This window comes from Kitasatospora sp. NPDC043949, from assembly GCF_056435365.1.
Map to the genome: position 1 here is coordinate 372649 of NZ_JBWKEQ010000001.1, position 12096 is coordinate 384744.

The 12096-nt window shown below is 72.8% G+C and carries 10 protein-coding genes and 3 tRNA genes; 1 reads left to right on the forward strand and 12 read right to left on the reverse strand.

Annotated elements, in window-relative coordinates:
• Window positions 1–27: 27 nt before the first annotated feature.
• The 12 genes from AC07AL_RS01835 to AC07AL_RS01890 form a co-directional block, all read right to left on the reverse strand.
• On the reverse strand, window positions 28–873 hold the full coding sequence (locus tag AC07AL_RS01835; protein ID WP_478316484.1) for a hypothetical protein: 846 nt from the start codon (window positions 871–873) through the stop codon (window positions 28–30).
• A 274-nt stretch (window positions 874–1147) separates the two neighbouring features.
• Entirely contained in the window at window positions 1148–4030 is a 2883-nt protein-coding gene (gene leuS, locus AC07AL_RS01840) for a leucine--tRNA ligase (protein WP_363629200.1), read from the reverse strand.
• A gap of 264 nt (window positions 4031–4294) precedes the next feature.
• Window positions 4295–5599 carry an NsdA family TPR-like regulatory protein gene (locus tag AC07AL_RS01845; protein WP_350878238.1) on the reverse strand — a complete coding sequence of 435 codons (1305 nt, stop codon included), beginning with the start codon at window positions 5597–5599 and terminating at the stop codon, window positions 4295–4297.
• Between the two features lie 97 nt (window positions 5600–5696).
• Window positions 5697–5769, reverse strand: a tRNA-Ala gene (locus tag AC07AL_RS01850).
• 289 nt (window positions 5770–6058) lie between these two features.
• Window positions 6059–6131: transfer RNA gene (locus AC07AL_RS01855), tRNA-Ala, on the reverse strand.
• A gap of 43 nt (window positions 6132–6174) precedes the next feature.
• A tRNA-Ala gene (locus AC07AL_RS01860) sits at window positions 6175–6247 on the reverse strand.
• A gap of 227 nt (window positions 6248–6474) precedes the next feature.
• Entirely contained in the window at window positions 6475–7122 is a 648-nt protein-coding gene (locus AC07AL_RS01865; RefSeq protein WP_350878282.1) for a histidine phosphatase family protein, read from the reverse strand.
• Window positions 7119–7577, reverse strand: coding sequence for a ribosome silencing factor (gene rsfS / locus AC07AL_RS01870; RefSeq protein ID WP_063347541.1), 459 nt, complete (start codon window positions 7575–7577; stop codon window positions 7119–7121). The genes AC07AL_RS01865 and rsfS overlap by 4 nt, the downstream gene beginning before the upstream one ends.
• A gap of 129 nt (window positions 7578–7706) precedes the next feature.
• Window positions 7707–9521 (reverse strand): LCP family protein, encoded by a 1815-nt coding sequence (locus AC07AL_RS01875; RefSeq protein WP_400805367.1) that lies wholly within the window; start codon window positions 9519–9521, stop codon window positions 7707–7709.
• 12 nt (window positions 9522–9533) lie between these two features.
• Window positions 9534–10166: a nicotinate-nucleotide adenylyltransferase gene (gene nadD / locus AC07AL_RS01880; RefSeq protein WP_363586407.1), complete on the reverse strand. Its 633-nt coding sequence runs from the start codon at window positions 10164–10166 to the stop codon at window positions 9534–9536.
• 124 nt (window positions 10167–10290) lie between these two features.
• A complete protein-coding gene (locus AC07AL_RS01885; protein ID WP_167745857.1) occupies window positions 10291–10446 on the reverse strand; it encodes a hypothetical protein in 156 nt (51 codons plus the stop codon).
• A 152-nt stretch (window positions 10447–10598) separates the two neighbouring features.
• A complete protein-coding gene (locus AC07AL_RS01890; RefSeq protein WP_159398425.1) occupies window positions 10599–10745 on the reverse strand; it encodes a hypothetical protein in 147 nt (48 codons plus the stop codon).
• A 248-nt stretch (window positions 10746–10993) separates the two neighbouring features.
• Here AC07AL_RS01890 and AC07AL_RS01895 point away from each other — a divergent pair, with 248 nt between their 5' ends.
• The gene (locus tag AC07AL_RS01895) at window positions 10994–12088 is read left to right on the forward strand and encodes a M48 family metallopeptidase (protein ID WP_400985150.1); all 1095 of its coding nucleotides are present in this window, start codon (window positions 10994–10996) and stop codon (window positions 12086–12088) included.
• Window positions 12089–12096 lie beyond the last annotated feature (8 nt).

Sequence of the window (12096 nt, forward strand, 5' to 3'; positions counted from 1 at the left end):
ACGGCCGCAGCACCCGACGCGGGGTGCTCAGCCCGCCGTGGGCCCCGCCGACGGCTTCCGCAGCCGCTGGGCCAGTTTGGCCAGCGGGTCGGCGAGCCCGAGCAGTTCCTCCGCGCTCGGGCGCCCCTTCCCGTCCGTCAGCCCGGCCCGCGCAGCACCGCCGGAGGCCGCCCCTGAACGCGTACCCGCAGACGCGGACGCGGAGCCAGCGGAGCCAGCGGAACCAGCGCCAGCAGCGGAGCCAGCGGCGGCAGCAGAGCCTGCGGAACCGGCGCCGGCAGCGGAGCCACCGGAGGAGGACGCGGACGACGACTCCCCCGAGGTGTCCCAGTGCCGCAGCGCCCCCGCCTCGCTCTCGCACTCCTGGCTGAGCCGGCTCAGCTCGTCGTCCGCGAACCGGTGCATCCGGTCCTGCGCGGCCCAGCGCATGGTCTCCGCGGAGTGGGTGATCCGTTCGGCGCGCTCGCGCAGCTCCGGCAGCTTGGCCGCGATCCGCGCGGTGTCCGGCTCCCGCTCCAGCATCCGCAGTTCGCCGTCGAGTTCGGCGGCGTGCGTGTCGAGCCTGCCGAGCAGGGCGAGGGACTCGCCGAGCTGGCCGTCCTGGGGGAGGCCGCTCTCCAGCACCTGCCGGGTGCCGTCGAGCGAGGTGCGCAGGCCGAGCCGGACGGCGGCGATCTGGCCGGGCGGTCCGACCTTGGTGAAGGTCTTCGCCTTGAGGGTCGCGTTCTCCACGGCGCGCCGGGCATTGGCCTCGTGCCGCCCGATCTTCGTGGCTACGGCCTTCGCCGCCTTGACCGTGCCGACCACGGCCAGGACGAACGCCGCGATCCCGAAGAGCAGGACCAGGCCGATCATCACGCCGAACGCGTCCATCGCGAGCCACCTTCCGCCACCGTTTCGGCCCCCACCGGACCCAACGCGGGCCGTACTGCCGAGGGTTCCACGGTAGCCGCCGGATCGGGCCCGGAGCGGACGGAACGGGCCCGGGCGGCGGAGATCAGGGACAGATCGGGGATCTCCCCGAGGGTTCGCGGGTCCTCCCGGGGCTCCGGGCACGAGCAAGGGCGGGCGTCCCGAAGGACACCCGCCCCAGCAGCCTCAGCCGACCGACTACCAGTCGACCGACCTGAGCCTCGGCCTCTCAGCCTCAGCCGGTAACGATGTTCACCAGCTTCGGCGCCCGCGCGATCACCTTGCGCACCGGCGCCTCGCCGATCGCCGCGACGACGGCCGGGTCGGCCAGCGCCAGCGCCTCCAGCTCGGCGTCCGAGATCGTCGGCGCGACCTCCAGCCGGGCCTTCACCTTGCCCTTGAGCTGCACCACGCAGGTCACCGTCTCGTCCACCACGTACGCCGGGTCGGCGACCGGGTAGTCGGCGTGCGCCAGCGACTCGCCGTGGCCCAGCCGGCGCCACAGCTCCTCGGCGATGTGCGGGGCCAGCGGTGCGACGACCAGGACCAGCTGCTCGGCCACGGCGCGCGGCGTGGAGCCGCGCTTGACCAGGTAGTTGTTCAGCTCGATCGCCTTGGCGACGGCCGTGTTGAACCGCAGCCCGGCCATGTCGCCGCGGATGCCGTCGATCGCCTTGTGCAGGGCACGCAGCGTCGCCTCGTCCGGCTCCTCCTCGGTGACGACCAGGTCACCGGTGGCCTCCGAGACGACGTTGCGCCACAGCCGCTGCAGGAAGCGGTACGAGCCGACGACGGCGCGGGTGTCCCAGGGGCGGGAGACGTCCAGCGGGCCCATGGACATCTCGTACAGGCGCAGCGTGTCGGCGCCGTACTCGTCGGCGATGTCGTCGGGCGCGACGGCGTTCTTCAGGGACTTGCCCATCTTGCCGGCCTCGCGCTTGACGGCCTCGCCCTGCCAGAAGTACTGGCCGTCGCGCTCCTCGACCTCGGCGGCGGGCACCGGGAAGCCGCGCTCGTCGCGGTAGACGTCGGCGGTGATCATGCCCTGGTTGAACAGCTTGTGGAACGGCTCGACGGACGAGACGTGGCCCAGGTCGTGCAGCACCTTGTGCCAGAAGCGCGCGTACAGCAGGTGCAGCACGGCGTGCTCGGCACCGCCGACGTACAGGTCGGCGCCGCCGGCCGGCTTGGTGGCCGTGGGGCCCAGCCAGTACTTCTCGTTGGCCGGGTCGACGACCGCCGAGGAGTTCGACGGGTCGACGTAGCGCAGCTCGTACCAGCACGAACCCGCCCAGTTGGGCATGGTGTTGGTCTCGCGCCGGTACGTGCGGACGCCGTCGCCCAGGTCCAGTTCGACGTTGACCCAGGCCTCGTTGCGCGACAGCGGGGTCTTCGGCGAGGAGGTGGCGTCGTACGGGTCGTAGGTGTGCGGCGAGTAGTCCTCGACCTCGGGGACCTCGACCGGCAGCATCGACTCGGGCAGGGCGTGCATGACGCCGTCCTCGTCGTAGACGATCGGGAAGGGCTCGCCCCAGTACCGCTGGCGGCTGAACAGCCAGTCCCGCAGGCGGTAGTTGACGGTGCCCTCGCCGATGCCGCGCTCGGCCAGCCAGGCGGTGACGGCGGCCTTGGCGTCGACGACGCTCAGCCCGTCCAGCGTCAGCCCGTCCCGGGAGGAGTTGACGATGACGGAGTCGTAGGTGTCGAAGGCGTCGTCCCAGGCGGCCGGGTCCTCGCCGCGCCCGTCGGTGGGCTGGACGACGCAGCGCATCGGCAGCGCGAAGGCGCGGGCGAAGGCGAAGTCGCGGTGGTCGTGGGCGGGGACGGCCATGATGGCGCCGGTGCCGTAGCCCATCAGCACGTAGTCGGCGATGAACACCGGGACGGACGCGCCGCTGACCGGGTTCACGGCGTAGGCGCCGGTGAAGACGCCGGTCTTGACCTTGGCCTCGACCTGCCGCTCGACGTCCGACTTGGCGGCGGCGGTGGCCCGGTAGGCGGCGACGGCCTCGGCGGGGGTGGCGGCGCCGCCGGTCCACTCGGCGGGCACGTCCACGGGCCAGGCGGCCGGGACGATCGAGTCGACCAGGCCGTGCTCGGGGGCCAGCACCATGTAGGTGGCGCCGAACAGGGTGTCGGGCCGGGTGGTGAAGACGGTGATCTTCTCATCGGAACCGACGGCGAAGTCGACCCGGGCGCCCTCGGAGCGACCGATCCAGTTGCGCTGCTGCAGCTTGATGGCCTCGGGCCAGTCCAGCAGGTCCAGGTCGGAGATCAGGCGGTCGGAGTACGCGGTGATGCGCATCATCCACTGGCGCAGGTTGGACTTGAACACCGGGAAGTTGCCGCGCTCGGAGCGGCCGTCCGCGGTGACCTCCTCGTTGGCCAGGACGGTGCCCAGGCCGGGGCACCAGTTGACCGGCACCTCCTTGGAGTACGCCAGCCGGTACTCGCCCAGCAGTTCGTCGCGCTCGGCGGCGGACAGGTCGGCCCACGGGCGCCCGTCCGGGGTCGGCTTCGCGCCGGACTCGAACCGGGCGATCAGCTCGGCGATCGGCCGGGCCCCGCCGGCCTGCTCGTCGTACCAGGAGTTGAAGATCTGCAGGAAGATCCACTGGGTCCAGCGGTAGTACTCCGGGTCGATCGTGGAGATCGAGCGGCGCGGGTCGTGGCCCAGGCCCAGCCGGCGCAGCTGCTGGCGCATGTTGGCGATGTTGGCCTCGGTGGAGACCCGCGGGTGGGTGCCGGTCTGCACCGCGTACTGCTCGGCGGGCAGGCCGAACGCGTCGTAGCCCAGCGTGTGCAGCACGTTGTGGCCGGTCATCCGCTGGTAGCGGGCGTAGACGTCGGTGGCGATGTAGCCCAGCGGGTGGCCGACGTGCAGGCCCGCGCCCGAGGGGTACGGGAACATGTCCATGATGAAGCTGTGCGGCTTCGCGGCGACGTCACCGGCCTCCGGGTCGGCCAGCGCACCGGCGGGGTTGGGGGCGTTGAAGGTGCCCTCCTTCTCCCAGAGGTCCTGCCAGCGGGACTCGATCTCCGCCGCCAGCGCGGCGCTGTACCGGAACGGCTCGGTCGCGGTCTCGGCCGTGCCGGACGCAGGGGTCGTCTCGCTCATGGTCCTTCAAGCTCCATCGATGTCAGTTGGCGAACCGCGCACACGGCCGGCCCGTGAACGGGGGCGGAAAACAAAAAATCCCCTCGCAGGAGGGGACGCCACGCCGACTCCGGCACCGCCCGAGGGCGTAACCGGTCCTGGTCAGCGCGGCCGGCTAAGGAGCAGGCGCACGGTTCGCATGGGCTCAGGGTACCGCAAGCAGATCAGCGCGCTCCCGGGTATCCACCGGGGCCCGACGGCCCCGGGCCCGCCCCCGCACGGGCCTCACCGCCCCGCCGACGCCGCCGCCCGCGTCGCCGCGTCGAAGTCGCGCAGCGCCCGCGCCAGCCGCTCGGACTGCATGCCCGCCGCGAGCGCCCGGGCGAGCGACGCGGTGCGGGCGGCCTCCCGCTGGTCGCCGAGGCGCCGGTGGGTCTCGGCGAGGCGGACCATCAGCAGCGCCTTGGACCGCCCGCGGCCGGCCCCCAGCCCGGCGACGGCCTCGGCGAGCAGCGCCTTGGCCATCCGGTGCTGGCCGAGTGCCAGCCGCCCCTCCCCCACCATCCCGGCGAGTTCGGCGCGGGCCGCCTCCGTGCCGGGCACGCCGTCGAGTTCGGCGAAGGCCCGGGCGGCGGCGGCCTCGGCCTGCTCGGCCTCGCCCCGGCGGCCGTGCGCGCGGGCGATCCGGCCGAGTTGCCGGGCCCGGCCGGCGGGGCTCAGTACGGAGCCGTGCCGGGCCAGGGCCGTGTTGAGCGCGGCGACGGCGTCCAGGCCGCGTCCGCCGGCGCCCTGGGTGGCGAGCACCACCAGGCCGCCGAGCACGGCGACGCCGAGCCGGGCGTCGCCGCTGACGTGGGCGGCCCGCAGGGCGGCGACGAAGGCGCGCTGGGCGGCCGCGTCGTGGCCGAGGTCGTACGCGGCCCAGCCGGCCAGCCGGGCGAGCCGGCTGGCCGTGCCGTACAGCTCGCGGCCGACCCGTTCGTCGTAGGCGCCGAGTTCCAGCAGCTTGGCCAGCATGGCGAGTTCGGCCCGGGTGGGGCCGAGGACGAGTCCGCCGCCGCAGGAGCGTTCGAGCCGCTGCTTGCTGCGGTAGGACAGGCCGAGGTCGCCGACGAGGCCGGGGTCGATGCGCAGCGCCCCTTCGCCGCCCCCGACGGGCGGGGGCGGGGAGGCGAGCCGTTCGGCGGCCTGGTCGAGGTCGGCGCCGCGGAAGAGGTCGGTGAGGCGGACGGGCCCGGCGTCGGTGGCGGCCTCGCGCAGCGCGGTCTGGGCGGTGTCGGCGGTCCACGGGTCGGTGAGCAGCCGGGGCGAGAGGATCTTGGCGCCGCGGTGGCCGCCCATCCGGCCCCAGAGCTGTTCGTAGGTGACGGCGATGCCGAGGGTGCGGCTGAGCACTTCGCAGACGGTCTGGTCGTGCGGGCTGCGAGGCACCATGCCGCGGTCGCGCCACTTGTAGGGGGCGGTGGAGCTGATGGCCAGGCCTGGCGGCAGGGCGAGGCTCACCTCGCGGGCGAGCCGTTCCGGACTCCAGCCGAGCTGGTGCAGTATCCGGGCCAGTTCCTCGTTCCGCCTTCTCTCCAGATCGGCCATGGAACGACGGTAGCGGTCTTTCCCGCCGTTCCGCCGGTGGCATGCGCAGAACGCCGAAGGGCCGCCCCCCATTTCGGGAGGCGGCCCTCGACTGCTGTGGAGCTACGGGGAATTGAACCCCGGACCTCTTGCATGCCATGCAAGCGCTCTACCAACTGAGCTACAGCCCCTTGACCTGCGATGTCACCGGGGGCTTTCGACCGTTTCCGTCCGGTTTCCCTCGGCGACATCGACTACTTTACACGGTCCCGGGGGTGCTCCACGAATCCGTTCCCGGGGGCCCGCGTTCCCACTCCCTCAGGCCCGCGCTCGCCCTCCCCGGAGCCCGCGCTCCCCCACCCCGGGCCCCGCACTGCCGCCCCCACTCCAAGCCCCGCACTGCCGCCCGCGCCCCGCCTCGGAGGCGGCCCGGCAACGCGAGAGGCCGCCACCCGGTGGGTGACGGCCCCTCAACTGCTGTGGAGCTACGGGGAATTGAACCCCGGACCTCTTGCATGCCATGCAAGCGCTCTACCAACTGAGCTACAGCCCCGCGACACGGGTGCTCCTGATCGAACAGGAGCGCTGGTGCGGAGTGGAGCTATGGGGAATTGAACCCCAGACCTCTTGCATGCCATGCAAGCGCTCTACCAACTGAGCTATAGCCCCGCAGTCGTCGGATCTCCCGCTTCCCTTCCGGGCCGCGTTCCTTCCCTGCGAACGAGGAAAACTCTAGCTGGTCAGGCCCGGAACTGCGAAATCCGCCCCCGCGGAGCCCCTGCAAGCCCCCTGCGAAGCCCCTGCACGCCCCTGGCGAGCCCCCGGCAAGCCCCGGCAAGCCCCTGCGAGCCCGCAACCCAGCCCCGCCCCACCCCACCCCGCGACGCGCCCGTCGCTCAGGTGTCGTCGCCGATGACCGGCTGCGGGAGCGTGCCCGCGTTGTGCTCCAGCAGGCGCCAGCCGCGCGCGCCCTGCCCGAGCACCGACCAGCAGCAGTTGGACAGCCCGCCGAAGCACTCCCACTGGACCGGATCCAGGTCCAGCAGCCGCCCGAGCATGGTGCGGATGGTGCCGCCGTGGCTGACCACCACCAGCGTCCCGTCCTCCGGCAGCTTGTCGACGGCCTCCAGCACGACCGGCACCGAGCGGTCGGCGACCTCGGTGGCCAGTTCGCCGCCGCCGCGCCGCACCGGCTCGCCGGCCGCCCAGGCCGCGTACTCCTCCGGGAAGCGGTCGCGGATCTCGGCGTTGGTCAGGCCCTGCCAGGAGCCCGCGTAGGTCTCCCGCAGGCCCTCGTGGTGCTGCACGTCGAGGCCGGTGACCTTGGCCAGTTCCTCGGCCGTGCGCTTGGCCCGGGTGAGGTCGGAGGAGATCAGCAGGTCGGGGCGCAGGCCGGAGAGCAGCCGGGCCGCCCGCTGGGCCTGGAGGACGCCCTGACCGGTCAGTTCGATGTCCGTGGTGCCCTGGAAGCGGGACTCCAGGTTCCACGAGGTCTGGCCGTGGCGCCAGAAGACGACGCGCGGCCCCCGCCCGTCCCGGCTCAGTGCAGGTCCTCGGGCTTGCCGAAGTCGTCGGCCGGGGCGACGACGTTGCCGGCCTCGTCGGTGTGGGCGTCGGGCCGGTTGCGCGTGGCCAGGGCGTCCTCGGGCAGCGGCAGCTCGGGGCAGTCCTTCCAGAGGCGGTCCAGCGAGTAGAAGGAGCGCTCCTCGGAGTGCTGGACGTGCACGACGATGTCCAGGTAGTCGAGCAGGATCCAGCGGCCGTCGCGCTCGCCCTCGCGGCGCACCGGCTTGATGTCCAGCTGCTCGCGCAGCTGGTCCTCGATCTCCTCGGCGATCGACCGGACCTGGCGGTCGTTGTTGGCGGAGGCGATCAGGAAGGCGTCGGTGATCGACAGCACCTCGCTGACGTCGAAGGCGATGATGTTGTGCGCGAGCTTGTCGGCCGCCGCCTGCGCGGCGACGGTGATGAGCTGCTGGCTGTGGTCGGTGACGGTCACGGTGTTCTTCCGGCTCGGCGGCTTGGGGGCGACCCCCGGCTCCTGGCCGGGGGTCGCCTTCCAGGATCTCACGCCGCCCGGGCGGCCCCGGAACGCTTTTCCGGGGCCGCCCGGGCCGGAGGCCGCGGCCTACTGGCTCTTCGGCGGCTGGTAGTCCTTGCCGAGCACGACCACCAGGTCCGCGTTCTGGGCGTCGCCGACCTTCTTCACCGCCGTGTCCGGCAGTCCGAGGCTGATCGCCAGCGACTTCGCCGCGGCCTGCCGGGCGTCGTCGGTGTAGCGGATCTCACTGGCGGCCTGCACGGCGGTCTTGGAGCCGCCGGGCAGGAAGGTCAGGCCGGAGTTCACGATCTGGACCTGTGCGGCGGCCGCCGCCTGGTCGTTGCCGGTGGCGTCCTGGAGCGAGACCCGGGCGGGGGCGTCGGCGGAGGCCGCGGACTTCACGGTGCCGCCGAGCACGTCCTTGACCTGCTTGCCGGCGGTGGCGTCGTCCAGGCCGCCGTCCGGTTTGACGGTCAGCGCGGTGGTGCCGAGGTGGCCGTCCTTCGCCTGCTGGGCGAGCTGGGCGAGCACCCCGGCGAGGGCGTCCTCGGGCAGCGAGGGGTCGAGCACCGCGTTCATCCGGTGCACGTCGTCCTTGGCGTCCTTGAACTCGGTGGGCATGGCGCGCACCACCGCGTCCATCACCTGTCCGAACCGGGCCAGTTGGGCGTCCCGGTTCTCGCCGGACGCCTGGAGGGTGGCGTAGGCGACCGCGGCCTTCCCGTTCAGCAGGGTGTTCTTGCCGGCCGCGGACAGCAGCTTGCCGTCCGGCTTTCCGCCCTCGTGGGTCTCCGCGTTGGTGTCCACCCGGACGCCGCCGAGCTGGGAGACCAGCATCTCCAGGTAGGGGGTGTCCAGCCGCCAGGTGCCCGCGACCGGGGCGCCGAGCACGGTGGACAGGCCGTCGCGGGTCGCGGAGGCGCCGATGCTGTCCATGGCCTGGCCGACGGTGGTGACCGGCGGGTCGCCGGGGCCGGGCAGCCGCAGGGTGTCGGGCAGCAGGAGCACGGTGCCCTTCTTCCCGGTGGAGTCGTTGACCAGCAGCGCGCTGGAGACCTTGCCCTGGAGGTCGCGCAGGTGGACCACGTTGACCTGGCGCGGACCGGCCGCGTTCGCCGCGGTCTGCTTGTCGCCGGTGAACCAGAGGTAGCCGCCGGTGCCGGCCGCCGCGAGCGCCACCACCACGCCGAGGCCGATCAGCCGGTTGCGCAGCCGGCGGCGGCGCTCGGCGCGCACCTCGCTGCGGGACTCGGCGAACTTCAGCCAGTCGATGACGTCCTCGGACTCCTCCCCCTCCTCGTCGACGAAGGTGAACTCGTCCGTGGGGTAGTCGTCCTTGGCGGCCTTGCCGCCGGACTTCCCGGCCCGGGCCCCGCCGACCAGTTCGGACGGCGGCTCGGGCTTGGCGCCCGCCGCCTCGGCGGCGGGCCGGGGCACGCGCGGGCGCGGCGGCGCGGGGGCGACGGGCGCGGGCGCGACGACGGCTTCGGGCTCGACCGCCGCCTGTGCACCCGCCGCAGGCGCGGCCGGGTAGGCCTGCTGCTGGTAGCCGCCCCCGGCCTCCGGCCCGGACGACCCCCATCCGCCGTACGCCGGGTCCTGGTAGCCGTAGCCCCCCTGCTGCTGGTACGCCTGCACGGGCTGCCCGTACTGGTCGTACTGCTGGTCGTACTGCTGCGGGGGCTGCTGGTGCGCCTGGTAGGGCTGCTGCTCCTGGTAGCCGCCGTACGGGTCCGCCGCGTACACCGGCTGCCCGTACTGGTCGTACTGCTGCTGGTCGTACTGCTGCTGCGGAGGTTGTTCAGGCTGCTGCTGGTAACCCTGGTACTGCTGGTACTGCCCGGTCGACCAGTCCTCCGGCTGCTGCTGGTGCCGCTGGCCTCCGCCGCTTCGCTCGGTCACGCCCGCTCCTGGTCAGGTCCGGTGCGGCGCGTAGAGCGCCCGCTTGTCGATGTAGCGGACCACGCCGTCCGGGACGAGGTACCAGACCGGTTCGCCCTTGGCGACCCGGTTGCGGCAGTCCGTGGAGGAGATGGCCAGCGCGGGGACCTCGACCAGGGAGACCCCGCCCACCGGGAGCCCGGCGTCCGACAGGGTGTGTCCCGGGCGGGTGCACCCGATGAAGTGCGCGAGCGAGAAGAGCTCGTCGGAGTCGCGCCAGGAGAGGATCTGGGCGAGCGCGTCGGCGCCGGTGATGAAGAAGAGGTCGGCGTCCGGGTGCTGGGAGCGCAGGTCGCGCAGGGTGTCGACGGTGTACGTCGGCCCCTCGCGGTCGATGTCGATCCGGCTGACCGAGAACTGCGGGTTCTCGGCGGTGGCGATGACCGTCATCAGGTAGCGGTCCTCGGCCGGGGTGACGTGGCGATCGCTCTTCTGCCACGGCTGCCCGGTCGGCACGAAGATCACCTCGTCCAGGTGGAACGCGCTCGCCACCTCGCTGGCGGCGACCAGGTGGCCGTGGTGGATCGGGTCGAAGGTGCCGCCCATCACCCCGAGGCGCTTCTTCACCGGTTCCGGTCCGCCGGGATTCCCGGCCTGCTCTCCCATGCCGCCACACCTTACGCGACGCCCGTTACGGTGCGGGAACGCCCGGGTGGGGGTTGTCCGAAGACGCGTGAGGGAGCGGCCGGCCGGTACGCCGGACGCTCCCCGAGCGGCCCCGGGAGGCGGCTCAGCGGTCCCGGTTGAAGCGGGTGGTCACGAAGAGCAGGAGCGCCAGGATGAACAGTGCGGCGCCACCCGTCAGGTACGGGTTCAGGCTCTCGTGGTTGCCCCCCTCGCTCTCGGCGAGCAGGTTCAGGACGGGGAGTGCGGCGGCAGTGTTCATGGTCGGCGGGACCTTCTCGGCTCGGGTGAACGGACCAGGGGTTCTTCCGGGCCGGTGAAGGCCCACCTGTCATCGTACGGGGGCTTACCCGACAACCGCTCGGCGGCCCACCGCCGCTGACCGGGCGTGAGCCTGAACCGGGGCGGCGGTGCTCAGTTGCCGCGGAAGGCCCGCGCCATGATCCAGACCAGCAGGCCGACGCCGACGAACGACGCCACCACGATGATCCGCAGGAACAGGCCCGGGCCGGCCTCGTTGGAGATGGGCGCGGCCAGGCTGACAAGCGCGTCGGTGGACATCTGCGGGGCTCCTCGAACTGCTCGGTACCGGGGCCGGGGCCGGTCTCGGTTCTCCAGGGCATTCAGGGTAGACCGGCCTCACACCGGCGGCGCCCACCGGCCCCTGCGGCGTGGCCCGGCCCGCGCGTACGCTGGCCGCGGGGACGAGTACGCAACCGCGGACGTTGCAAGGACAGTCGTTGCAGGCGTAGACCAGCGGGGGCCGGCCGCCGGGCCGGGGCCGCCGTCGACCAGGAGGTACTCAGACCATGACCGACCCGACCGCGAAGACCCCGAGCCGGCGCCGTCAGCGCTTCCCCGACATCTCCACCCGCGCCTGGGAGCACCCCGCGGACCGTTCCGCCCTGGTCGCCCTGCGCAAGCTCACCGGCTTCGACGACGTCCTGAGGAAGCTCGCCGGGCTGGTGTCCGAGCGCTCGATCCGGCTGATGTTCCTGGCCACCGCCGTGAAGACCTCCGAGCGCCAGTTCCCCGAGCTGTACGACATGGTGCGCGACGCCGCCTGCGTGCTCGACCTGGAGCAGGTCCCGGACCTGTACGTCACCCAGGACCCGACGGTCAACGCGTACTGCATCGGCATCGACACCCCGATCATCGTGATCACCAGCGGCCTGATCGAGCTGCTCGACGAGGAGGAGCTGCGCTCGGTCATCGGCCACGAGGTCGGCCACGCGATGTCCGGCCACGCGGTCTACCGGACGATGCTGATGATCCTCACCAACATCGCCACCCGGGTCGCCTGGGTGCCGCTCGGCAACCTGGCGATCATGGCGATCGTCACCGCGCTCAAGGAGTGGTTCCGCAAGGCGGAGCTGTCCAGCGACCGGGCCGGCCTGCTCGCCGGGCAGGACGTCCAGGCGTCCATGCGCGCCCTGATGAAACTGGCCGGCGGGCACAACCTGGCCGAACTGAACGTCGACGCCTTCCTGGAGCAGGCCGAGGAGTACGACAAGGCCGGCGACCTGCGCGACGGCGTGCTCAAGCTGCTCCAACTGCTGCCGCAGAGCCACCCGTTCGCGGTGGTACGGGTCGCCCAGCTGAAGAAGTGGGCGGAGAGCGACGAGTACCGCTCGATCCTGGCCGGCGCCTACCCGCGTCGCACGGACGACCCGGACACCTCGGTCGGCGAGCAGTGGAAGGCCGCCGCCGACCACTACACGACCTCGGTGAAGGAGAGCAAGGACCCGCTGATGGGCCTGATCCGCGACGTGGCCGGCGGCGCCGCGACCGTCGGCGGCAAGCTCCGCGACACCTTCGCCGACACGTTCACCGGCGGCTCCCGCGGCGGCTCCGCCACCCGCGAGGACGGCCGCACCGACCGGGGCGAGCGCACCGACGGCTGACCCGCCGC